We start from the raw sequence: 21481 nt of genomic DNA, 5'->3' as shown, positions 1-21481 counted from the left end.
CAAGGTCGTTGATAAAGTCACATCAGTAGGTAAACAAGAAACCGGGTGGGGAACCCACCCGGCTGACAAACCTAATTGTGAAGATAAAGCAGCTGAAACGCTTACTCGTGCTCTTTAACGCGCTCGATATTTGCACCTAACGCACGCAGCTTATCTTCGATGCGGTCATAGCCACGATCGATGTGATAAATACGATCGACTATCGTCACACCTTCCGCGATACAACCGGCTAATACCAGACTGGCTGACGCACGTAAGTCGGTCGCCATCACCTGCGCACCAGACAGCTTATCAACGCCGTGGCAAATTACCGTATTGCTCTCAATTTCCGCCTGTGCGCCCATACGAATAAGCTCAGGCACGTGCATGAAGCGGTTTTCGAAGATGGTTTCGGTAATCACGCCCGTCCCTTCCGCAACCAGATTCAGCAGGCTGAACTGTGCCTGCATATCAGTCGGGAACCCCGGATGCGGCGACGTGCGAACGGTAACGGCTTTTGGACGCTTACCGTGCATATCCAGACTGATCCAGTCTTCGCCAATTTCGATCTCCGCGCCCGCTTCGCGCAGCTTTGCCAACACCGCATCCAGCGTATCAGGACGGGTATTACGACAGATAATCTGACCACGAGATACCGCAGCCGCGACCAGGAATGTCCCGGTTTCAATACGGTCAGGCACCACGCGGTAGACACCGCCGCCCAGACGCGCAACACCTTCAATGGTGATCTTATCCGTACCTGCACCGCTAATTTTCGCACCCAGCGTATTCAGGAAGTTTGCCGTATCGACAATCTCTGGTTCACGCGCGGCGTTCTCAATAATCGTGGTGCCTTCCGCCAGCGTCGCCGCACTCATGATGGTAACCGTGGCACCCACGCTCACTTTGTCCATCATGATATGCGCACCTTTCAGGCGGCCATCAACCGTTGCTTTGACATAGCCTTCTTCCAGTACGATCTGCGCACCGAGCTGCTCAAGGCCGTAAATGTGCAAATCTACCGGGCGCGCGCCAATCGCACAGCCGCCGGGCAGCGAGACCTGACCTTGACCAAAACGCGCCACCAGCGGCCCTAAAGCCCAAATAGAGGCGCGCATGGTTTTCACCAGATCGTACGGCGCACAAAACACGTTTACATCGCTGGCATCCACATGGACGGAACCGTTACGCTCAACGCGCGCACCCAGCTGACCAAGCAGCTTCATGGTGGTATCAATATCGCGCAGTTTCGGTACGTTCTGAATTTCTACCGGCTCTTCTGCGAGCAACGCAGCGAACAGGATAGGCAACGCAGCATTCTTGGCGCCGGAAATGGTCACTTCCCCCGCTAAACGGGTTGGGCCCTGAACACGAAATTTATCCATAGTCTTTGTATCTCGATGTCTTAATTCAATATGTCGTCACACTGATACCGGCCGTTTATTCCCACTCGCAGTGGGAATAATACTTAGAAGCCGTTCAGTTTACGGTCGCGTTGCCACTCTTCCGGCGTATAAGCCTTGATCGACAGCGCATGAATACGGTTATCCGCAATGTACTCCATCAGCGGCGCATAAACAGCCTGCTGTTTTTTTACTCGGCTCATTCCAGCAAAAAGTCCGCCCACTGCGATGACCTGAAAATGGCTGCCATCACCAGAAACATGGGCTTCTTCCAGTGCTAATGCGTTCATCAGCACGTCTTTAATTTCGTTATTTTCCATCGCTCTCGATTTCTATGTCAGGGGGAGATGATTTACAGGGAGGTATCTTAGATGAATATGACGCTATCTTAAACAAAGAATGCGCCCCTTCAGACGATGCCTAAAGGGGCGAATCCGGTAACCCACGTTACCGTTTAAGACACAGGAATGATTTCATTCAGGTTATAGAGCGCAATGAGCGTTTTTAGCCGATCGCTGGCACCGACAATCGTTATCTCTACGCCTGAAGACGGCTGCTGATAAACGTGCATCAACAATGCTAACCCGGCAGAATCAACGCGGTTTAATCCAGACACATCCAGCGTGGTTTTACCCGCCAGCAACGATTCACGCTGCTGCCAGAACGGTAACAGCGTTTCACGATCCAGATCGCCCGTTAACGCCAGCGTTGATTCCTGTGCCTGCCAGTTCAATGCGTTCGCCATGTTCGTACCCAAATTACTTTTTCTGATCCAACGTGATGGTCTGCTTCGCCGAGGATTCCAGCTGCTTAGTCAGACCATCCACGCCGTTCTGACGCAATATTGCCGCCCACTCGTTCTGCTTGGTGGTGATCATACTGACACCTTCAGCAATCATGTCGTATGCCTGCCAGTTACCGGTTTTACTGTTCTTACGCCATTGGAAATCCAGACGTATCGGAGGACGGCCGCCGTTATCAGTGATGGTGACGCGAATGGAAACGATATCGGCATTGCCCAGCGGCTGTTCAGGAGCGATCTGATAAGACTGCCTGTTATACATCGCCAACGCCTGTCCGTAAGCCTGCTCCAGATAAGCTTCAAACGCTTTGAAATAGGCATCACGCTGCGCCGGTGTCGAATCTTTGTAGTAACGGCCCAGAACCAGCGCACCGGCGTATCTCACCTGAACATACGGCAGCAGCTCTTCACGTACGACCGTACGCAAATAATCAGGGTTTTGTTTGATCTTTGGCTGTTCATTCTTTAAACGATCAAAAGTTTTTTCCGCCGCTTCATTCATTAAACGATAGGGATTCGTTTGATCCGCCGCGTTGGCTAATGGCGCGACCACCAGTAAAGCCACCATCAGTAAACGTTTAAACATGCAGATATCCTCTTATGGATGTGAAGGAACAGGTTCGTTGTTGTGTTCAGGGGTTGCCGCAGAATTGGCACCCGGTTCCGTACCCGATTGACCGGTATTATCTTCGCTATTGCTACCGCTCTTATATAGGAATTGGCCGATGAGGTCTTCAAGCACCATCGCGGACTTGGTGTCCTGAATCACACCGCCGTCTTTCAGGATCGCGGTGCCCATTTCCTCATCTTCAAACCCAATGTTCAGTGCCAGATACTGCTCGCCCAGCAAGCCAGAGGTACGAATGGCCAGAGAGCTGGTATCAGGAATATGATCGTAGCGCTGCTGAATATCCATTGCCACGCGAGGCAGATACGTTTTCTCGTCCAGCGAAATATCCGCTACGCGGCCAACAACCACGCCGCCAATTCTGATCGGAGAACGCGCCTTCAGCCCGCCAATGTTGTCAAACGTCGCATACAGGCGGTACGTCGGCTCGCTACCAATCGATTTGAGATCGGCGACTTTCAGACATAAAAAGAGGATGGCAGCCAGCGCGATCAACATAAACACACCAACCCAGACTTCAGTTTTCTTTGTTTGCATCGACTCAGTTCCCAAACATCAGTGCTGTCAGCACAAAATCCAATCCCAGTACCGCTAACGACGAGTGCACGACGGTTCGGGTCGTTGCACGGCTGATCCCCTCAGACGTCGGGATCGCGTCATAGCCGTTAAACAGTGCAATCCAGGTTACGGTAATCGCAAATACGATACTTTTAATCACGCAGTTCAAGACATCCTGACGCCAGTCAACCGCGCCCTGCATGGCAGACCAGAAGAACCCGCTGTCGATGCCTTTCCAGTCCACACCGACCAGCGCGCCGCCCCAAATGCCCACGGCGACAAAAATCACCGCCAGCAGCGGCATGCTGATTAACCCCGCCCAGAAACGCGGCGCGACCACGCGGCGCAGCGGATCGACCGCCATCATCTCCATGCTGGAGAGCTGTTCCGTTGCCTTCATCAGACCAATTTCCGCCGTCAGCGCGGAACCCGCACGTCCGGCGAACAGCAATGCCGTCACCACCGGACCAAGTTCACGCAGCAGCGACAGTGCCACCATCATGCCCAGGCTGGCCTCGGCGCTGTAGGTCGTCAGGATGAGATAGCCCTGTAACCCCAGCACCATGCCGATAAACAGGCCGGAAACCATGATGATAAGCAGCGACTGCACGCCAACGCTGTAAAGCTGTTTTACCAACAGCGGCCACTGTTTTCTGAATTCGGGTTTACCCACCAGAGCATTAAACAGCATCAGCCCGGCGCGCCCAAACGAGGCACTGGTGGAGATTCCCTGACGCCCCAACGACGCCAACGTCCGTAATAACATGACTGCGTTAACCCCCTGAACCTAGCAGTGACGTTTTATAGTCACTGGCCGGAAAACGGAAAGGCACTGGCCCGTCGGCGATACCATCCAGGAACTGACGAACCTGCGGGTCATTGTTCGCCCTCAGTTGATCCGCGGTCCCCTCTCCCACCACCCGCTTGTCGGCCACGATATACGCGTAATCAGCGATGCTCATCACCTCCGGCACATCGTGAGAAACCACAATGCAGGTCACGCCCAATGCATGATTCAACTCGTCGATGAGTTTCACCAGTATTCCCAGCGTGATCGGGTCTTGCCCGACAAAAGGCTCATCAAACATAATCAGTTCGGGGTCAAGTGCAATCGCTCTCGCCAGCGCAGCACGCCGCGCCATGCCGCCGGAAAGCTCCGCAGGCATCAGTTCCGCCGCACCGCGTAGCCCTACCGCTTCCAGCTTCATCATGACGATGCTACGCAACAGCGATTCCGGCAGTTGAGTATGTTCACGCAGCGGCCAGGCAACATTATCAAACACGTTCAAATCGGTGAATAACGCCCCGGACTGAAACAACATGCTCATTTTCTTGCGCGCGTTGTACAGCTCGCTGCGCGACAGTGTCGGGATATTCTCGCCATCAAACCAAATTTCGCCGCTGTCTGGCGGTAGCTGTCCGCCAATCAGGCGCAGCAGCGTAGTTTTACCGATACCGGAAGGCCCCATGATCGCGGTGACCTTGCCTTTAGGCACATTCAGCGTGATGTCTGTAAAAATCTCTCGTTCTCCGCGCCGAAAGCTAAGACCACGGATCTCGACCAGATTAGTTGCCTCATGGTTCATTATTTCCATTCCTTACCCATCAGTACGCTCATAAAGAGGTCTTTCACTCCAGCCTAACGGCTGGCTTTCATCAAGGTGCGAGTTTTACAAAAACTTACCGTAAGTTCTTGTCCAAAATGGCGGCACAAACCGTTACTGGGTTTTACTTATCGCGACAGGTTTTACTTTTTCGCCAAGCACCGTCAGAATTAGCACTCATCACAGAAAATGCTTTTTGTGCGAAAATCGTCCAGAAATACTGACTTATTCGACAACAGGCCGGTGATTATACACTAAATAATTCGAGTTGCAGGAAGGCGGCGACGCAGCGAATCCCCGGGAGCTTACATCAGTAAGTGACTGGGGTGAGAGAGAAAAGCCAACGCACATGCAGCTTGAAGTATGATGGGTATATATCCTATTAAAGGACGCTGCATGCTTTTTGCAACACTACTCTTGTTCGTTGGTTTGCTATTACTGGTTTACGGTGCCGATCGTCTTGTCTATGGTGCCGCCGTGCTTGCGCGTTCTCTTGGCTTACCTCCTTTCGTCATTGGCATCACTATTGTCGGCTTCGGCACCTCGCTACCCGAGCTCATCGTTTCGGTTACTGCTGCCTTAAACGATCAACGCGACATGGCCGTTGGTAATGTTCTGGGCTCCAATATCACCAATATTTTACTCATTCTCGGCAGCGCAGCGCTCATTCGCCCGCTAACGGTACATTCGGCCATCCTGCGCCGGGAATTGCCGCTCATGTTGTCCGTCACTTTATTGTGTGGCGTTTTACTGCATGATAGCTACCTGAGCCGTGCCGACGGCATAATGCTGCTCTTGGCCGCCATTCTGTGTCTGGTGTTGATACTTCGCATGGCACAACAGGCGCAGCGGGAAGGCGGCGATAGCCTGACGCGCGAACAGCTGGCGGAGCTCCCACAGGATGACAGCAGCCAGATGGTCGCCGTGCTGTGGTTGATTCTCGGTATGATTATTTTACCTATGGCCGCCCGTATGGTGGTGGATAACGCCACCGTCATTGCACGCTACTTCGATGTCAGCGAGTTAACCATCGGGCTGACCATATTGGCGATTGGCACCAGCCTGCCTGAGCTTGCTACCGCCATCGTCGGGACGTTGAAGAAAGAAGATGACATTGCGCTGGGCAACCTGATTGGCTCGAACATTTTTAATATTGCGATTGTTCTGGGCGTGCCTGCTCTGCTCTCGCCGGGCGCACTGAACCCTCAGGCTTTTCAGCGCGACTATTGGGTCATGCTGGCGGCAAGCGTGCTGTTAACCGCACTGTGCCTCAGCAAAAAACGCCGTATAGGACAGGGCGCAGGCGCATTATTATGCTGCGCGTTTGTCGCCTATCTGACGGCCCTATTTTGCTTTTCATAAGCAGTTTTGTTTTTCATAAGACGCTCTGTTTTTCATCATAATCAGGACTATTGGTATGTCACAGTTTGAACAAGATGCTCATCTAAAACAGCAGTCTGACCGTGCACTATCCGATCATGCACCACAAGCCGATCACACGCGACAAAAGGCTCATGAACTACCAGCAGATTTCGATTTCCAGCAGGCGGGCAAGCAGGTACTGAGTATCGAGCGCGATGGGCTTGCGCAATTAGACCAGTACATTGACGACAACTTTACCCTTGCCTGCAAGAAGATATTCGATTGTCAGGGCAAGGTAGTGGTGATGGGAATGGGCAAATCCGGCCACATCGGCTGTAAGATTGCCGCGACCTTCGCCAGCACCGGTACGCCTGCTTTTTTTGTTCATCCAGGCGAAGCCAGCCACGGCGATCTCGGCATGGTAACCCCGCACGATATCGTGATCGCCATTTCCAACTCTGGCGAATCCCATGAAATTCTGTCGCTGATTCCCGTGCTGAAACGCCAGAAAGTGTTCCTGATCTGCATGACCAGCGCACCAGAAAGTACGATGGGTAAGGCGGCGGATATTCACCTGTGCGTCCATGTCCCGCAGGAAGCCTGCCCGCTCGGTCTGGCGCCCACCACCAGCACGACTGCAACGCTGGTCATGGGCGACGCGTTGGCTGTGGCGCTGTTACAGGCGCGCGGCTTTACTGCCGAAGATTTCGCCCTTTCTCACCCCGGTGGCGCACTCGGCCGCAAACTTTTACTGCGCGTCAGCGATATCATGCATTCGGGTGATGAGATTCCCCATGTCCCACACGATGCTTCGCTGCGTGATGCGCTGGTGGAAATTACGCGCAAAAATCTGGGTATGACGGTAATCTGCGAGGCGGATATGAAAATTCAGGGCATCTTTACCGATGGTGACCTGCGCCGCATCTTCGACATGAATATTGACTTGAACAGCGCGCGCATTGCTGATGTGATGACCGCGGGCGGCATCCGGGTCGCACCGCAAACGCTGGCGGTGGATGCACTTAACCTGATGCAGTCGCGCCACATCACCTCAGTGCTGGTGGCAGAAAACGATCGTCTGGTCGGGATCGTCCATATGCACGATATGCTGCGGGCTGGCGTGGTTTAAAAAGAAAGGATAATAGTGAATGAGTGAAGTCAGGGCGCAAACCGATACCTGCTATGGGCCTGTCGATCAACAGGTACTGGATAAAGCCCGTGAGGTTCGCCTGTTAATCTGCGACGTTGACGGCGTGATGTCCGATGGTCTGATTTATATGGGCAATCACGGCGAAGAGCTGAAAGCCTTTAACGTCCGCGACGGCTATGGTATTCGCTGCTTGCTGACGTCCGATATTGAGGTTGCCATCATTACCGGGCGTTCAGCAAAACTGCTGGAAGATCGGTGTAAGACGCTGGGCATTAACCATCTTTATCAGGGGCAATCGGATAAGGTTTTGGCCTTCAACGATCTGTTGGATAAACTGTCAGTAACGGCAAATCAGGTGGCGTATATCGGCGACGATATGATCGACTGGCCAGTGATGGCGCAAGTCGGGCTGAGCGTTGCCGTGGCAGACGCCCATCCGCTGCTGTTACCACGCGCAGATTATGTCACCCGCATTGCAGGAGGCCGTGGCGCAGTACGTGAGCTGTGTGATTTGATTCTGTTCTCGCAGGACAAGCTGGAGCATGCCAAAGGGTTGTCAATATGAGTAAAACCAAGCGTTGGCTCACCGCTTTTCTGGCCCTGTTGGTGCTTATCCTCATCGGCTGGAATATTGCGGATGACGACACGGTAGCGGCACCGGATGCAAACGACCCCGCAGTGCCGGTTTATACGAGCGAAAAGACTAACACGCAGGTATACAGCCCTGCGGGTAAGCTGAGCTACAGACTGATTTCGGAAAAAGCGGAATATTTCAACGACGAGCAGTTGAGCTGGTTTACCAAGCCTGTGGCCACGCTGTTCAATGAACAAGGCACGGCAACCTGGTCAGTACGCGCCGATCGCGCCAAGCTGACAAAAGACAAGATGCTCTATCTGTACGGCAACGTCGAGGTGAATAGCCTGACGAAAGACGCACAGCTTCAGCGCATCACAACGAATAATGCCCAGGTGAATCTGGTAACGCAGGACGTTTCTTCCGATGATGAAGTGACCCTGTACGGCACCAGCTTTACCTCAAGCGGAATGAAAATGCGCGGGAATCTGCGTAACAAAACGGCCGAGTTGATCGAAAAGGTAAAAACCTCTTATGAAATCCAAAACCAATAATCTGATGCGTAACACCCTGATCGCCAGCTCGCTGTTCGCCGTCAGCGTTTCCGCCTTTGCCGTCACCGGCGATAGCAATCAACCTATTCACATTGATTCAGCACAGCAATCTCTGGACATGCAGGGCAACACGGTGACGTTCACTGGCAATGTTGTCGTGAAGCAAGGGACAATTGAAGTGAAAGCCGACAAGGTCGTCGTGACGCGTCCACAGGGCACGCAAGGCAGTGAAGTGGTGGAAGGTTACGGCAATCCCGTGACGTTCTACCAGATGCAGGACAACGGCAAACCGGTAAAAGGTCACGCACAGAAAATCCGCTACGAGCTGGCCACCGACTTTCTGGTGCTGACAGGCAATGCCTATCTGGAACAGCAGGACAGCAATGTCAAAGGCGATCGCATCACTTATCTGGTGAAACAGCAGCAGATGGAAGCGACCAGCGACAAAGGAAAACGCGTGACGACGGTGTTGGTCCCTTCTCAGCTTCAGGAGAAAGAGAACAAAAGCCAGCCTTCTCGTTCTCAGCAACCGCAACCACGGGTCACTGAATAAGTTATGGCAACATTAACCGCAGAAAATCTAGCCAAGGCGTACAAAGGCCGTAAGGTCGTGGAAAACGTCAGCCTCACCGTGAATTCCGGTGAAATCGTCGGCCTGCTCGGGCCGAACGGTGCCGGCAAAACGACAACGTTCTACATGGTCGTCGGCATCGTTCCGCGTGATGAAGGACGCATCGTCATTGACGACGATGACATCAGCCTGTTGCCTTTGCACGAACGTGCGCTGCGCGGCATCGGCTATCTGCCGCAAGAAGCCTCGATCTTCCGTCGCTTAAGCGTGTATGACAACCTGATGGCGGTGTTACAGATCCGTAAAGATCTGACGACCGAGCAGCAGGAAGATCGTGCCAATGAGCTAATGGAAGAATTCCATATTATTCATTTGCGCGATAGTCTGGGACAATCGCTGTCTGGTGGAGAAAGACGCCGCGTAGAGATTGCGCGTGCGCTGGCAGCGAATCCGAAGTTCATCCTGCTGGATGAACCGTTTGCGGGCGTAGACCCGATCTCCGTACTGGATATTAAAAAAATCATTGAGCATCTGCGTGACAGCGGGCTTGGCGTGTTGATTACCGATCATAACGTCCGCGAAACGCTTGATGTATGTGAACGAGCCTACATCGTGAGTCAGGGTAACCTGATCGCCCACGGTTCACCGACCGATATTCTGGCCGATGAACAGGTGAAACGCGTCTATCTGGGCGAAGGCTTCCGACTCTGATAGGGTAATATTTTCTCTTTGCAGTACTTATGGGACGTTAGCGCGATTTATGAAGCAAGGTTTGCAACTCAGGCTTAGCCAGCAACTGGCCATGACTCCACAGCTCCAACAGGCGATCCGCCTGTTGCAACTGTCCACGCTTGAATTGCAACAGGAAATTCAACTGGCGCTGGAAAGCAATCCGTTGCTCGAACAAACGGATCAGCACGACGAAATCGAGTCATTCGAAAAGGCAGACAGCGATTCACTGGATACCGGTGAAGCGCTTGAACAAAGAGACATGCCGGAAGAATTGCCGCTCGATGCCACCTGGGATGAAATCTACTCCGCAGGCACGCCGTCGGGCACCGGCACCGACTATCGCGATGAAGAACTGCCAATTTATCAAGGCGAAACCACGCAAACGCTTCAGGATTACCTGATGTGGCAGGTTGAGCTAACGCCGTTTTCCGACACCGACGCAGCTATCGCCACCTCTATCGTCGATGCGGTGGACAACACCGGCTACCTGACCGTACCGCTACAGGACATTCTTGAGAGCATCGGTGACGACGACGTAACGCTGGAAGAGGTTGAAGCCGTACTCAAACGCGTGCAGCGCTTCGATCCCGTTGGCGTGGCCGCTCGCGATCTGCGTGATTGTCTGCTGGTGCAGCTTTCCCAGTTTGCCGACGACACACCACGCCTGATCGAAGCGCGTCTGATCGTCAGCGATCATCTCGATCTGTTAGCCAACCATGATTTCCGCAGCCTGATTCGTGTAACGCGTCTGAAAGAAGACGTGCTGAAAGAAGCACTGGCGCTGATCCAATCGCTCGATCCCCGTCCAGGCCAGTCGATCAACACCGGCGAATCCGAATACGTGATTCCTGACGTGCTGATACGTAAAGTTCAGGGAGTCTGGGTCGTCGAACTGAACACCGACAGCGTTCCCCGTTTGCAGATTAACCAGCAGTATGCCGCGCTGGGTAACAGCGTACGCAACGACAGCGACGGACAATTTATCCGCAGCAATCTGCAAGAAGCGCGTTGGCTCATTAAAAGCCTGGAAAGTCGCAACGACACGCTGCTGAAAGTGACCCGCAGCATCGTCGAGCAGCAACAGGATTTCTTCGAGCAGGGCGAAGAATTCATGAAGCCCATGGTACTGGCAGACATCGCTCAAGCGGTGGATATGCATGAATCCACCATCTCACGCGTGACGACACAGAAGTTCCTGCACAGCCCGCGCGGCATTTTTGAGCTAAAATATTTCTTCTCCAGCCACGTTAATACCGATAGTGGCGGGGAAGCGTCATCAACGGCAATCCGCGCGTTGGTGAAGAAGCTTATTGCGGCGGAAAACCCCGTGAAGCCACTGAGCGATAGCAAGCTTACGGCACTGCTTTCCGATCAGGGCATCATCGTGGCGCGTCGAACCGTTGCAAAATACCGAGAGTCTTTATCTATCCCACCATCGAATCAGCGTAAACAACTGATTTGATCTCAACAGAGAAGGAAGACACTATGCAGCTCAACATTACCGGACACCACATCGAGATCACTGAACCGCTGCGTGATTTTGTTAATGGCAAGTTTGCCAAATTAGAGCAGTATTTTGACCGGATTAATCAGGTCAATGTGGTATTGAGAGTGGAAAAAGTTCAGCAAATTGCCGAGGCCACGCTCCACGTTAATGGCGGCGAGCTGCATGCAACCTCAGAGGCGGCAGATATGTACGCCGCGATAGATTTATTGATTGATAAGCTGGCGAGACAGCTCAATAAGCATAAAGATAAACTCAAGCAGCACTAATTTTCTCCTTTGCCGTTTGGCAAAGGACAAACTCGGCCCATCCATCGGGTGGGTCGGGATCACCAGCAGTGAAAGCGTCGTTAAGTGAAAATAAAATGAACCACGATCCCGTATTGCAGCTCAGCACCGTATTACGTCCTGAGTGCACCCGAAGCACCGTCCACTGCCAGAGTAAGAAACGGGCATTGGAAATTATCAGTGAGCTCGCAGCCAAGCAGCTTAACATTCCTTCGCAGATTATCTTTGATGCCATCCTGACCCGGGAGCGGATGGGCAGCACGGGAATCGGCGGCGGCATTGCCATTCCTCACGGCAAGCTGGAAGACGATAATGCGCTGGGCGCCATCGGTGTTTTCATCCAGTTAGAGCAACCGATCGCTTTCGATGCCATTGATAATCAGGCTGTTGATCTGCTTTTTGCCTTGCTGGTTCCAGCGGAACAATGTAAAACCCATTTGCATACCCTGTCGCTTGTTGCCAAGCGGCTGGCGGATAAAACGGTTTGCCGACGCCTGCGTGCGGCGCAAAGCGATGAAGAGCTGTACCAGATTATGACGGAAGCTGGTTAAGCCGGATGGTTGTCATGTTCACGATGACGGGCGATTCGCGGTGGATTCAGAGAATGCTTGCAATCCATGCGCTAAGCCGTCATTTTTTTAGCTATACATCACTTTATAAAAACAGTGGCAATGAAAATTCGCCATCACATTGCCAGAGGGGAGTCGTCAGATGGTGCTGATGATTGTCAGTGGTCGCTCAGGTTCAGGGAAATCTGTCGCCCTGCGCGCACTGGAAGATATGGGGTTCTACTGCGTAGATAACCTGCCAGTGGTTCTACTGCCAGAACTGGCTAATACGCTTGCGGCACGTAACATTTCCGCAGCAGTCAGCATTGACGTGCGCAATATGCCGGAATCACCAGAGATCTTCGAGCATGCCATGGAGCAACTGCCACCCAGCTTCTCGCCTCAATTGCTGTTTCTGGATGCCGATCGCAATACGCTGATTCGTCGTTACAGCGACACCCGTCGCCTTCACCCGCTTTCCAGCAAGAATCTGTCACTGGAAAGCGCCATTGATGAAGAAAGCGACCTGCTGGAGCCGTTGCGTTCACGTGCCGACCTGATTATCGACACCTCAGAGATGTCGGTACATGAACTGGCCGAAATGTTGCGTACCCGACTGCTCGGCAAGCGGGAACGCGAACTCACGATGGTGTTCGAATCGTTCGGCTTTAAGCACGGTATCCCTATCGATGCGGATTACGTCTTTGACGTGCGCTTCCTGCCGAACCCGCACTGGGATCCGAAACTGCGCCCGATGACCGGTCTGGATAAGCCTGTTGCGTCTTTCCTCGACAGGCATACCGAAGTTCACAATTTCATCTACCAGACTCGCAGCTATCTGGAACTGTGGCTGCCGATGCTGGAAACCAATAACCGCAGCTACTTGACCGTCGCCATTGGCTGTACCGGCGGTAAACACCGTTCCGTCTACGTCGCCGAACAGTTGGCAGACTACTTCCGCTCACGCGGTAAGAACGTGCAGTCGCGCCACCGTACGCTGGAAAAACGTAAACCCTCATAATAGTCGGTAAACCAGGTAACCTATGACAGTCCGGCAAACGGTTGAAATCAAAAACAAGCTGGGCATGCACGCTCGCCCAGCCATGAAGCTGTTCGAGCTGGTGCAGAGCTTTGATGCAGAAGTGATCCTGCGTAATGACAGCGGTACCGAAGCCGAAGCCAGCAGCGTGATTGCCATGCTAATGTTGGACTCGGCCAAAGGGCGACTCATTGAGGTAGAAGCGACAGGCCCAGATGAAGAGCAGGCGCTTGCCGCCGTCATCGGGCTGTTTGAAGCGGGGTTCGACGAGGACTAGCATTTCCTTAGCAGGCTATACCCTAAATAATTCGAGTTGCGTGAAGGCGGCAATCGCGCGAATCCCCAGGAGCTTACACAAGTAAGTGACTGGGGTGAGTAAGGGAAGCCAACGCACAAGCAGCTTGAAGTATGACGGGTATCTGCCAGCCTTCGTGACAAGGAGCGCTTCACTTTCCCTCCCGAACCCCCTACTATCTACCTCTATAAATCATAATATTTTCTTATACCCCCTGCTCCTTTGGGCGCGGGGGTTATTTTTATATCATCTGAAAATACCAACTGGAGAGGAGTATGACGAAACCTAACCTGACAATCAGTGAATTGGATGCAGAACGTCTGGATATGTTATTGGAGCAGCCCGCCTTTGCGGACAGCGATATCGCACAGGCGTTGAATGAGGAGCTGGATCGGGCGGAAATTCTGCCTTCGGCATCGATTCCCTCACATGTCGTCACCATGAATAGTCGGGTGCGTTTCCGCGATCTGAATACCAACGAAGAGCACATCCGCACGCTGGTTTATCCGGCCGCGGTGAAGGACAGTCAAGAACCGCTGTCGGTGATGGCTCCGCTGGGCGCGGCACTATTGGGAATGCATGTGGGAAATTCTATCGCCTGGCAGTTGCCAAACGGTGAAGAAACGCGAATTGAAGTACTAGAACTACTCTATCAGCCAGAAGCCGCAGGCGAGTACCACCGCTAAACCAGCAAGGTACAATTCTGATACAAGGTACGTGCTAATAAGGCATGGAGTAACAGCCGTCGGACACTGCCGACGGCGACGGTTACTCACAAAGAGCAGGCTTATTCCCCTGCGATCTTCATCTCTGGCAGCAGAACGGAACCACATTGGATATTGCTTCGGGTTTCGATATCATTCCCCACCGTCACGATATTACGCAGCATGTCTTTCAGGTTACCCGCGATGGTAATCTCGCTGACCGGATACTGAATTTCGCCGTTTTCGACCCAGAAGCCGGATGCGCCACGGGAATAATCCCCCGTCACACCGCTCACACCTTGCCCCATCAGTTCGGTCACCAGCAGGCCTTTGCCCATCTGTTTCAACATACCGTTGAAATCCAGCCCCTGTCCGGCAATCCGCCAGTTATGAATGCCACCTGCATGGCCGGTACTCTGCATGCCCAGCTTACGCGCGGAGTAGCTTGTCATGAGCCAGGTCTGCAATACGCCCGCCTTCACAATTTCACGCGCCTGCGTCCGCACGCCTTCGCTGTCGAACGGCGTAGAAGCCAGCCCTCTTAGCAGATGAGGTTGTTCCTCAATCGTCAGCCATTCCGGCAGAATCTGCTGACCCAGCTTATCCAGCAGGAAAGTGGATTTACGATAAACGCTGCCGCCGCTGATGGCGCCAACCAAATGGCCAAACAGGCCCGTCGCCACTTCCGCAGAAAACATCACCGGTGCCTGCATGGTAGGCAGTTTACGCGGTGACAGGCGGGATAACGTGCGACGTGCACACTCTTCGCCCACCCATTCCGGGCTGAGTAAGTCATCCAGCGCACGGCCAACGGTGTAGGCATAGTCCCGCTCCATATCGCCATTCACTTCGGCAATCACACAGCTGGACATGGAGTGACGGCTAGAACAGTAACTTTTCAGCAGGCCGTGGCTATTGCCGAACACCTTAACGCCGTAGTGGCTGTTAAAACTGCCGCCTTCGGTGTTGGTGATGCGCTTGTCAGCCTGCAATGCGGCCTGCTCTGCGCGAGCGGCTAATTCAATGCCGCGATCCGCATCCAGCTCGGTCGGATGGAACAGATCCAGATCCGGCGCATCGAACGCCAGAAGATCTCGATCCGCCGGACCAGCAAAAGGATCGACAGAAGTATAACGAGCAATATCCAGCGCGGCCTGTACGGTACGGGCTATCGCATCCGGGCTGAGATCGGTAGACGAGGCGCTGCCTTTACGCTGTTGGTGATAAACCGTAATGCCCAACGCACCATCGCTGTTGAATTCAACATTTTCAACATCACCATAACGGGTACTGACGCTAATGCCCGTCGTTTTTGACACCGCGACTTCTGCCGCATCAGAACCGGCACGCGCCAGTTCCAGCGCCTGAGCAACCGCGAGCTCCAGCGCTTTACGCTGCTCTGCAACCTGAGTAGTTATCGTCATTGTTCTGCCATAATGAGTGGAAGAAAGCTCACCATCATCATCCCCGCAACGAGCACAAAAGGGGCGTATACTCTCTATACTTCGCGCAGCCAACGCACAGGTAACGTGAAGTATGAGGAGCATAAAATGGTGTAGCATAATGCTTTCTAGTCTAACAGGATCTACGGACAATTTCGCACAAAGCCCAAACCTGTTAGTATCAGCCTCTTTTTTGCTGGTGGGCACGCTGTTCACCATCCCGGAGCCGCTACGCGTAGCGTTACGAATTGCTCCTGGACACTTTTTAGGAGCCAACCATGAAGCAAAAGTACGAAGACTGGCTGAATGACGTCCCAGAGAACCAAGAAGACGACGAAGATGATGAAATTATCTGGGTCAGCAAAAGTGAAATAAAGCGCGATGCCGAAGCGCTGAAAGATCTCGGTGCGGAACTGGTCGAGCTGGGCAAAAACGCTCTGGAAAAGATCCCGTTGGACGACGATCTTCGTGCAGCGGTGGAACTGGCGCAGCGGATCAAGAAAGAAGGCCGCCGCCGTCAGCTACAGCTGATTGGTAAAATGCTGCGCGCCCGCGATCCAGAGCCGATCCAAACCGCACTGGATAAACTGAACAACCGTCATAATCAGCAGGTGGCGTTATTCCACAAACTGGAACAGCTGCGTGACCGTCTGATTGAAGAAGGTGACGATGTGGTTCCTGATATTCTGGCGCTGTATCCTCACGCTGACCGTCAGCAATTGCGCTCTCTGGTACGTAATGCGCAGAAAGAGAAAGCGACGAATAAGCCGCCGAAATCCGCCCGCCAGATCTTCCAGTATCTGCGCGAACTGGCTGAAACCACAGAGTAACGGCAATCGTGGGATGAGGAGTCTGACTCACTCATCCCATGTATTACCTGTATTGTATTGCCTATATTGTCTTACCGGTATTCAATCGGATTCACGATCAATTCCGAGCGCAACATCCATTCAGATCACAACCCGCCCAAATGCCAGGTTTTCACTTCCAGAAACTCGTCCAGCCCCAAAACAGAACCTTCGCGGCCTAATCCTGACTCTTTCACACCGCCGAAGGGAGCTAATTCGGTTGAAACCGCGCACTCATTAATGCCAATCATGCCGCTCTCCAACGCTTCTGCCACGCGGAACACACGCTGCAAATTCTGGCTGTAGAAATAAGCCGCCAGACCAAACGGCGTATTGTTGGCGCGCTGAATCACTTCTTCTTCCGTTTTGAAACGGAAACAGGGAGCAACCGGGCCAAACGTTTCTTCCTGCGCCAGCAGCATCGCTTCGTTGGCATCAATAATCACCGTCGGTTCAAAGAAGCTGTGGCCCAGCTTATGCCGTTTACCACCCACGAGCGCCTTGCCTCCCTTTTCCACCGCGTCATTGACGTGCTTTTCTACCTTCTCAACCGCAGCATCGTCAATCAGCGGGCCGAGCACAACGCCGTCATCCATACCATTACCGACTTTCAGCTTCTTCACTTCTTCCGCGAGCAGAGAGACAAACTCATCGTAGACGCCGTCCTGAATATAAAATCGGTTGGCACTGACACAAACCTGACCCGCATTACGGAAACGGTTAGCTATCGCGCCTTTTACTGCGGCCTGAATATCTGCGTCATCAAACACGATATAAGGCGCGTTCCCGCCCAGCTCCATCGACACTTTCTTCATGGTCTCTGCGGCGTTGCGCACCAGCGTTTTCCCTACTTCCGTCGAACCCGTGAAGGAAATTTTGCGCACTTTATCGCTCGCCATGACGGTATCGCTGATCGCCTGCGTATCACCCGCCACACCGTTGAGTACACCATCCGGCACACCCGCCTGCCGTGCCAGCGCCAACAGTGCAAACGCAGACAGCGGCGTGTTATTAGCAGGTTTGATAACACCGGTACATCCTGCGGCCAGCGCCGGCCCCAGCTTCCGCGTCAGCATCGCCAGCGGGAAATTCCACGGTGTAATGGCGACAACGACGCCAACGGGTTCACGCGTGGCGTAAATCTTCGATCCGGGCTTAGCCGGCGGAATAATCTCACCGTTCGCCCGCTTGCCCTGCTCAGCAAACCACTGAATGAAATTCGCCGCGTAAACAACTTCGCCTTCGGCTTCCTGCACAGGTTTGCCCTGCTCGGCGGTCATCAACTCCGCCAGATAGCGTTTATTTTCCAGAATCAGTTCGTACCAGCGATACAGGATTTCAGAACGTTCCTTCGCGGTTTTACGCTTCCAGGCAGGAAAGGCGGCATAGGCGGCGTCAATCGCCGCCTGCGCCTCTTTCTTTCCCGCTTTCGCCACGCAGGCAATCGACTCGCCCGTCGCCGGATTCACGACCTTGAAGGTCGCGCCGCTCTGCTGCCATTTCCCCGCAGCAAAGTAGCCCGTGTTAAACAGTTCATGATCCTGCAAATTTTGTCCTGACATCGTATTACCTCCTGAAAAGGGTCATATTCCATGACGTTATGAGGGAAGCTACAGATAATTCAGTATAGAGGTGATGGGCGAGGGCTGCGGTACTCTCGGATTAATCGTCAGAGTTACCGCTTCACCTCGCCCACTGAGATTAGTTGCTCAGCGCATGCTGATAATCACGCAGGATCCCGGTCAATCGCCCGACAGGCACTGTTACGCTCGGCGGTAGCTGCTGTTCTGTCAGCATCTGCTGATAACGCTCAAGCTCGTCCAACAGCTGCGTGAAATAGCGGCTGCGCGTGCTATCGCGTCGGGCTGAAATCACCTGCTCCGCCGTTGCACGAATCTGGCGATGGAAGGCAGACAGCGCCGCGTTTTGTGGAATATCCAGCGTCCTCAGACGCTGGTGCATGATGATTAGCCACAGTGCGAGGCGATACTTGGCAATATCGTCAGGGAAGCGGCTCAGCAGCAGGAACAGTTGTTGATACAGCGCTGGCAGGTGATTTTCCTTGCGACGCGCCGTGTTGGTCGTCAGCGCCGAGACCGCACCATACACAAAGCGGTTCAGCAGCGTTCTCCCCGTGTGTGCTTTAGTGTTATCCCGGATCAACAGGATCACCATCAACGCCAGAAAACAGCCGATGATCTGGCCGATCGCGCTGTCCAGAAACTGACTGACGTTGAACGTCATCGGGTTATCCAACACCAGAATATTGATCGTACTGGCCAATGCACCCAGTGAGCCAAGTCGACGTTTTTGTACTTCAAGGCCGAGAAAGAAAGCCATTGCTCCCAGACTCAGGCACAGCAACAGCATACTTTGCTGCGTTGACGGCATGATAAACATGAACATCACCGCACCCAGCGGCAGCGCGTAGATCGTCCCGAAAAGAAAATCCTTCGCCATCATCTGCGGGTTCGGCAACCGCATGGCAAGCGACGTCACCACCGCAATCATCACCATACACACGCTGCCAGAGGTCCAGCCAGTACTCAGCCAGAACAGACAGCCCAGCGCCGTCGCCACGCCAGTGCGTAAGCCATTAATCATGGCGTGATGCGTTTCAGCCGATGGTGCTTTAATTTCCACCTCGCTGTTCAGCACGTCAGCTTCAATCGTATTGATACGCCCGTTGGTCTGCACGCCCTTCGCCAGCAGCAGGTAGCGCGTCGCCGCTCCGACCCAACCGATCAGCATCGGCGGCACGTCACGACTGTCCGCCGCAATCAGCTGGCGCAATGCTTTCACACGGCAATGCACATCGCGAAACGACTCAACAGGCTGATCCAACACTTGTTTCAGGCTGCTTTTTACGGGAGTCGGGGCGTCCTGCAAAATCAGGTAGGTTTCACACGCCTGTGTAATCATCGTGAGTGATTGTGTATGCAGCGACGTTAAGCGGCGATTGCTGTTCTGCCAACGCGAGGACTCCAACATCAGGCTGCTGTGCATGCCGTTTAGCGCAGTTGTTTTGCGCACCAGCGCGTGCCATGCCTTGTCTATTGCGTCTTTCTCCGCCCCGCTCATGCAGAGTTGCAGTAACCGATACTGATCCACTAATAGTTCACCGATACTGCGGTCGACATCCTGCTTGATCGAGCGCGGTGAGAACAGTAAATCCGCCAGAATCGCACAGACGATGCCCAACACAATCTCACTACAGCGTTCCACGGCAAACTGCGGCGTCAGCAGCGGTGTTCCTTGCGTCGATACAATGATAATCAGCGCGGTATAACCCGCCAGCCCGAACACATAGGCGTTTTCGACTTTAACCAGCGAGGAAACCCAGGTGCAGAAGCCCGCCCAAATACAGCACAGCATCAACATCACAACCGGCGCGCGAACGGTAGCGATAATGATGACAAGTGCACCGATACAACCGATAAAGGTGCCGACAACACGTAGCATGCCACGATGGCGAATGGCGCCAGAAAATGGCTCACCACCCGCCGCGAATGCCGGACCCGCAGCGACAATCGCCGCCGTCAGCACCGACCAGCGTGGCGTTTCCAGCTGGAGATGGAAGCCCAGAAACAGGGACAGCACAATCGCGAAGCTCAGTTTGAAAGCGAAGCGAAGGCGCGCAAATTTTGGCGTCGTAAAGAACATAGCGCCTGTTAGCGACGGAGTTTTCATCATCGCCTCACTTAGCCGAACTCACGCAGGCGATAAAGGAGACGGATGAGCGGTGAAGGCTCTTTATCATTGTTGACCTGCTCACCGGTGATCACTACGGTGGCCGTGGTGCCAGCCGGGTAGAGGTCGCCCATTTGACGATCGAGGCGAATTTTTACCGGCACACGCTGCGCCAGACGCACCCATTCCAGATTGGAATCCACGTTAGCCAAACCTTTACTGTTCGCGCTGTTACTGTTGTTATTCACCCCAGCCGCCACGCTATCGACCGTGCCATAAAATATCTTTTCGCTACCCAGCGGCGTAATCTCCACACGGTAGCCACGACGCACGCCTTCAAGCTTGGTCTCTTCCATGTATGCCAACAGATAGAACGAGTCCTTCTTCACCAGCGCCACCGCCGTGTTACCTCGCTCGATGAACTCACCGCTTTGCACATGCAGGTTGGTCACCCAGCCGTCGGCAGGAGCACGTACCACCGTGCGTTCCAGCTCCAGTTGCGCCAGTGACAATACCGCCTGCGCTTTAGCAAGCTGATGCGTGGCGGTTTCCAATGCATTACTGGACTGATCGATATTTTCCTGTGACATCGCACTGATGCCCAGTCGCGCCCGGCGTCCTGATTCCCGACGTTTTTCCGTCACCAGCGCCTGATAGTAGGCAACATCGGCTTCCGCCTGCGCCACGGCCTGATGGTAGCGCGGCTGATCGATGACAAACAGCACGTCACCTTTGTTCACCAATTGATTGTCCGTAACGCGAACATCGCTCAATAACCCGCTGACGTCCGGCGCAATCGCCACGACATCCGCCGTAAATTTGGCATCGCGCGTCCAGGGCGATTCGGTATAGAACGCCCAGACCCGGAAAATCGCCACAATCGCACACAGCACAATCACCAGCGTGATAACCACGCGGCTCAGTTTTTTGATCAGCACGGCCTGCTGTCTAAACAAGGGTAAAAAGAAAGCTTTCACAGACACCTCACAGACCGTAACGGAACAATAAATAAAACAGACAGCAGAACAGCGCGCTGTTAAACAGCGCAGGATGCCAGACGAAGTCATAGATCCCCGTCGGTTGCAGCAGGCGATTCACGACAAAAAACAGGGTCAGCGATACCAGCAAGACAAAAAATACGGGGGGAAATGACAGCCCGAACAGCACCATAACCGGGAGTGAACTCATCCTCTTTTCCTTTTTCTAT

25 protein-coding genes are annotated in these 21481 nt (G+C 53.5%); 13 read left to right on the top strand and 12 right to left on the bottom strand.

Features of this window, described 5'->3' with window-relative positions; translation table 11 throughout:
- Positions 1-101: 101 nt before the first annotated feature.
- From murA to mlaF, 7 genes are all read right to left on the bottom strand, one after another.
- Positions 102-1364, bottom strand: coding sequence for a UDP-N-acetylglucosamine 1-carboxyvinyltransferase (gene murA / locus BJJ97_RS06890; RefSeq protein ID WP_095993457.1), 1263 nt, complete (start codon positions 1362-1364; stop codon positions 102-104).
- Between the two features lie 83 nt (positions 1365-1447).
- Positions 1448-1702, bottom strand: coding sequence for a BolA family iron metabolism protein IbaG (ibaG, locus tag BJJ97_RS06885; protein ID WP_039304057.1), 255 nt, complete (start codon positions 1700-1702; stop codon positions 1448-1450).
- A 134-nt stretch (positions 1703-1836) separates the two neighbouring features.
- The gene (gene mlaB / locus BJJ97_RS06880) at positions 1837-2127 is read right to left on the bottom strand and encodes a lipid asymmetry maintenance protein MlaB (RefSeq protein WP_095995332.1); all 291 of its coding nucleotides are present in this window, start codon (positions 2125-2127) and stop codon (positions 1837-1839) included.
- Positions 2128-2140: 13 nt separating this feature from the next.
- Complete coding sequence (gene mlaC / locus BJJ97_RS06875; protein ID WP_095993456.1) at positions 2141-2770, bottom strand: phospholipid-binding protein MlaC; 630 nt, start codon at positions 2768-2770, stop codon at positions 2141-2143.
- A 12-nt stretch (positions 2771-2782) separates the two neighbouring features.
- Positions 2783-3349, bottom strand: a complete 567-nt coding sequence (gene mlaD, locus BJJ97_RS06870) for an outer membrane lipid asymmetry maintenance protein MlaD (RefSeq protein WP_095993455.1) — start codon at positions 3347-3349, stop codon at positions 2783-2785.
- Between the two features lie 4 nt (positions 3350-3353).
- Positions 3354-4136, bottom strand: a complete 783-nt coding sequence (gene mlaE / locus BJJ97_RS06865; protein ID WP_010296655.1) for a lipid asymmetry maintenance ABC transporter permease subunit MlaE — start codon at positions 4134-4136, stop codon at positions 3354-3356.
- A gap of 7 nt (positions 4137-4143) precedes the next feature.
- Positions 4144-4956, bottom strand: a complete 813-nt coding sequence (gene mlaF / locus BJJ97_RS06860; protein ID WP_095701297.1) for a phospholipid ABC transporter ATP-binding protein MlaF — start codon at positions 4954-4956, stop codon at positions 4144-4146.
- A 414-nt stretch (positions 4957-5370) separates the two neighbouring features.
- On the opposite strand from mlaF, the gene BJJ97_RS06855 reads away from it, so the two are divergent.
- The 12 genes from BJJ97_RS06855 to rnk all read left to right on the top strand — a co-directional run bounded on the left by BJJ97_RS06855 (position 5371) and on the right by rnk (position 14276).
- The gene (locus tag BJJ97_RS06855) at positions 5371-6336 is read left to right on the top strand and encodes a calcium/sodium antiporter (protein WP_095993454.1); all 966 of its coding nucleotides are present in this window, start codon (positions 5371-5373) and stop codon (positions 6334-6336) included.
- 55 nt (positions 6337-6391) lie between these two features.
- Positions 6392-7465 carry an arabinose-5-phosphate isomerase KdsD gene (kdsD, locus tag BJJ97_RS06850; RefSeq protein WP_095993453.1) on the top strand — a complete coding sequence of 358 codons (1074 nt, stop codon included), beginning with the start codon at positions 6392-6394 and terminating at the stop codon, positions 7463-7465.
- Positions 7466-7484: 19 nt separating this feature from the next.
- Entirely contained in the window at positions 7485-8051 is a 567-nt protein-coding gene (gene kdsC / locus BJJ97_RS06845) for a 3-deoxy-manno-octulosonate-8-phosphatase KdsC (protein WP_010296644.1), read from the top strand.
- On the top strand, positions 8048-8614 hold the full coding sequence (gene lptC / locus BJJ97_RS06840; RefSeq protein WP_039482324.1) for an LPS export ABC transporter periplasmic protein LptC: 567 nt from the start codon (positions 8048-8050) through the stop codon (positions 8612-8614). The genes kdsC and lptC overlap by 4 nt, the downstream gene beginning before the upstream one ends.
- Positions 8595-9167 (top strand): lipopolysaccharide ABC transporter substrate-binding protein LptA, encoded by a 573-nt coding sequence (lptA, locus tag BJJ97_RS06835; RefSeq protein ID WP_039517816.1) that lies wholly within the window; start codon positions 8595-8597, stop codon positions 9165-9167. The genes lptC and lptA overlap by 20 nt, the downstream gene beginning before the upstream one ends.
- Positions 9168-9170: 3 nt before the next feature.
- Positions 9171-9896, top strand: coding sequence for an LPS export ABC transporter ATP-binding protein (gene lptB, locus BJJ97_RS06830; RefSeq protein ID WP_010296638.1), 726 nt, complete (start codon positions 9171-9173; stop codon positions 9894-9896).
- A gap of 49 nt (positions 9897-9945) precedes the next feature.
- On the top strand, positions 9946-11379 hold the full coding sequence (rpoN, locus tag BJJ97_RS06825; RefSeq protein WP_095701293.1) for an RNA polymerase factor sigma-54: 1434 nt from the start codon (positions 9946-9948) through the stop codon (positions 11377-11379).
- 23 nt (positions 11380-11402) lie between these two features.
- Positions 11403-11690 carry a ribosome hibernation promoting factor gene (hpf, locus tag BJJ97_RS06820; RefSeq protein ID WP_005975449.1) on the top strand — a complete coding sequence of 96 codons (288 nt, stop codon included), beginning with the start codon at positions 11403-11405 and terminating at the stop codon, positions 11688-11690.
- 95 nt (positions 11691-11785) lie between these two features.
- Positions 11786-12259, top strand: a complete 474-nt coding sequence (ptsN, locus tag BJJ97_RS06815) for a PTS IIA-like nitrogen regulatory protein PtsN (RefSeq protein ID WP_029367653.1) — start codon at positions 11786-11788, stop codon at positions 12257-12259.
- A 160-nt stretch (positions 12260-12419) separates the two neighbouring features.
- The gene (gene rapZ / locus BJJ97_RS06810; protein WP_010296630.1) at positions 12420-13277 is read left to right on the top strand and encodes an RNase adapter RapZ; all 858 of its coding nucleotides are present in this window, start codon (positions 12420-12422) and stop codon (positions 13275-13277) included.
- 22 nt (positions 13278-13299) lie between these two features.
- Positions 13300-13572, top strand: coding sequence for a PTS phosphocarrier protein NPr (npr, locus tag BJJ97_RS06805; RefSeq protein ID WP_010296626.1), 273 nt, complete (start codon positions 13300-13302; stop codon positions 13570-13572).
- A gap of 293 nt (positions 13573-13865) precedes the next feature.
- Complete coding sequence (gene rnk / locus BJJ97_RS06800; RefSeq protein WP_095701292.1) at positions 13866-14276, top strand: nucleoside diphosphate kinase regulator; 411 nt, start codon at positions 13866-13868, stop codon at positions 14274-14276.
- Between the two features lie 101 nt (positions 14277-14377).
- Here the strand turns inward: rnk and pmbA are convergent, their stop codons facing one another.
- Positions 14378-15718 carry a metalloprotease PmbA gene (gene pmbA / locus BJJ97_RS06795; protein ID WP_095701291.1) on the bottom strand — a complete coding sequence of 447 codons (1341 nt, stop codon included), beginning with the start codon at positions 15716-15718 and terminating at the stop codon, positions 14378-14380.
- Between the two features lie 296 nt (positions 15719-16014).
- Between pmbA and yjgA the strand changes: the two genes are divergently transcribed.
- The gene (yjgA, locus tag BJJ97_RS06790) at positions 16015-16566 is read left to right on the top strand and encodes a ribosome biogenesis factor YjgA (RefSeq protein WP_095993452.1); all 552 of its coding nucleotides are present in this window, start codon (positions 16015-16017) and stop codon (positions 16564-16566) included.
- A gap of 125 nt (positions 16567-16691) precedes the next feature.
- Here yjgA and BJJ97_RS06785 read toward each other — a convergent pair whose 3' ends face one another.
- The 4 genes from BJJ97_RS06785 to aaeX all read right to left on the bottom strand — a co-directional run bounded on the left by BJJ97_RS06785 (position 16692) and on the right by aaeX (position 21462).
- Positions 16692-18146 carry an NAD-dependent succinate-semialdehyde dehydrogenase gene (locus BJJ97_RS06785; RefSeq protein ID WP_095993451.1) on the bottom strand — a complete coding sequence of 485 codons (1455 nt, stop codon included), beginning with the start codon at positions 18144-18146 and terminating at the stop codon, positions 16692-16694.
- A gap of 139 nt (positions 18147-18285) precedes the next feature.
- The gene (gene aaeB, locus BJJ97_RS06780) at positions 18286-20247 is read right to left on the bottom strand and encodes a p-hydroxybenzoic acid efflux pump subunit AaeB (protein WP_455906632.1); all 1962 of its coding nucleotides are present in this window, start codon (positions 20245-20247) and stop codon (positions 18286-18288) included.
- A gap of 38 nt (positions 20248-20285) precedes the next feature.
- A complete protein-coding gene (aaeA, locus tag BJJ97_RS06775; RefSeq protein ID WP_095995331.1) occupies positions 20286-21251 on the bottom strand; it encodes a p-hydroxybenzoic acid efflux pump subunit AaeA in 966 nt (321 codons plus the stop codon).
- A 7-nt stretch (positions 21252-21258) separates the two neighbouring features.
- On the bottom strand, positions 21259-21462 hold the full coding sequence (gene aaeX / locus BJJ97_RS06770; RefSeq protein ID WP_005975424.1) for a p-hydroxybenzoic acid efflux pump operon protein AaeX: 204 nt from the start codon (positions 21460-21462) through the stop codon (positions 21259-21261).
- Between the last annotated feature and the right edge of the window lie 19 nt (positions 21463-21481).

Source organism: Pectobacterium polaris (assembly GCF_002307355.1).
Classification (GTDB): domain Bacteria; phylum Pseudomonadota; class Gammaproteobacteria; order Enterobacterales; family Enterobacteriaceae; genus Pectobacterium; species Pectobacterium polare.
This window is presented reverse-complemented; position numbering and strand designations above follow the sequence as displayed.

What these genes read in the sequence shown, in the direction of transcription:
- murA (WP_095993457.1), bottom strand. Translation starts at nt 1,364, where the DNA reads ATGGATAAATTTCGTGTTCAGGGCCCAACCCGTTTAGCGGGGGAAGTG.
- ibaG (WP_039304057.1), bottom strand. Translation starts at nt 1,702, where the DNA reads ATGGAAAATAACGAAATTAAAGACGTGCTGATGAACGCATTAGCACTG.
- mlaB (WP_095995332.1), bottom strand. Translation starts at nt 2,127, where the DNA reads ATGGCGAACGCATTGAACTGGCAGGCACAGGAATCAACGCTGGCGTTA.
- mlaC (WP_095993456.1), bottom strand. Translation starts at nt 2,770, where the DNA reads ATGTTTAAACGTTTACTGATGGTGGCTTTACTGGTGGTCGCGCCATTA.
- mlaD (WP_095993455.1), bottom strand. Translation starts at nt 3,349, where the DNA reads ATGCAAACAAAGAAAACTGAAGTCTGGGTTGGTGTGTTTATGTTGATC.
- mlaE (WP_010296655.1), bottom strand. Translation starts at nt 4,136, where the DNA reads ATGTTATTACGGACGTTGGCGTCGTTGGGGCGTCAGGGAATCTCCACC.
- mlaF (WP_095701297.1), bottom strand. Translation starts at nt 4,956, where the DNA reads ATGAACCATGAGGCAACTAATCTGGTCGAGATCCGTGGTCTTAGCTTT.
- BJJ97_RS06855 (WP_095993454.1), top strand. Translation starts at nt 5,371, where the DNA reads ATGCTTTTTGCAACACTACTCTTGTTCGTTGGTTTGCTATTACTGGTT.
- kdsD (WP_095993453.1), top strand. Translation starts at nt 6,392, where the DNA reads ATGTCACAGTTTGAACAAGATGCTCATCTAAAACAGCAGTCTGACCGT.
- kdsC (WP_010296644.1), top strand. Translation starts at nt 7,485, where the DNA reads ATGAGTGAAGTCAGGGCGCAAACCGATACCTGCTATGGGCCTGTCGAT.
- lptC (WP_039482324.1), top strand. Translation starts at nt 8,048, where the DNA reads ATGAGTAAAACCAAGCGTTGGCTCACCGCTTTTCTGGCCCTGTTGGTG.
- lptA (WP_039517816.1), top strand. Translation starts at nt 8,595, where the DNA reads ATGAAATCCAAAACCAATAATCTGATGCGTAACACCCTGATCGCCAGC.
- lptB (WP_010296638.1), top strand. Translation starts at nt 9,171, where the DNA reads ATGGCAACATTAACCGCAGAAAATCTAGCCAAGGCGTACAAAGGCCGT.
- rpoN (WP_095701293.1), top strand. Translation starts at nt 9,946, where the DNA reads ATGAAGCAAGGTTTGCAACTCAGGCTTAGCCAGCAACTGGCCATGACT.
- hpf (WP_005975449.1), top strand. Translation starts at nt 11,403, where the DNA reads ATGCAGCTCAACATTACCGGACACCACATCGAGATCACTGAACCGCTG.
- ptsN (WP_029367653.1), top strand. Translation starts at nt 11,786, where the DNA reads ATGAACCACGATCCCGTATTGCAGCTCAGCACCGTATTACGTCCTGAG.
- rapZ (WP_010296630.1), top strand. Translation starts at nt 12,420, where the DNA reads ATGGTGCTGATGATTGTCAGTGGTCGCTCAGGTTCAGGGAAATCTGTC.
- npr (WP_010296626.1), top strand. Translation starts at nt 13,300, where the DNA reads ATGACAGTCCGGCAAACGGTTGAAATCAAAAACAAGCTGGGCATGCAC.
- rnk (WP_095701292.1), top strand. Translation starts at nt 13,866, where the DNA reads ATGACGAAACCTAACCTGACAATCAGTGAATTGGATGCAGAACGTCTG.
- pmbA (WP_095701291.1), bottom strand. Translation starts at nt 15,718, where the DNA reads ATGACGATAACTACTCAGGTTGCAGAGCAGCGTAAAGCGCTGGAGCTC.
- yjgA (WP_095993452.1), top strand. Translation starts at nt 16,015, where the DNA reads ATGAAGCAAAAGTACGAAGACTGGCTGAATGACGTCCCAGAGAACCAA.
- BJJ97_RS06785 (WP_095993451.1), bottom strand. Translation starts at nt 18,146, where the DNA reads ATGTCAGGACAAAATTTGCAGGATCATGAACTGTTTAACACGGGCTAC.
- aaeB (WP_455906632.1), bottom strand. Translation starts at nt 20,247, where the DNA reads ATGTTCTTTACGACGCCAAAATTTGCGCGCCTTCGCTTCGCTTTCAAA.
- aaeX (WP_005975424.1), bottom strand. Translation starts at nt 21,462, where the DNA reads ATGAGTTCACTCCCGGTTATGGTGCTGTTCGGGCTGTCATTTCCCCCC.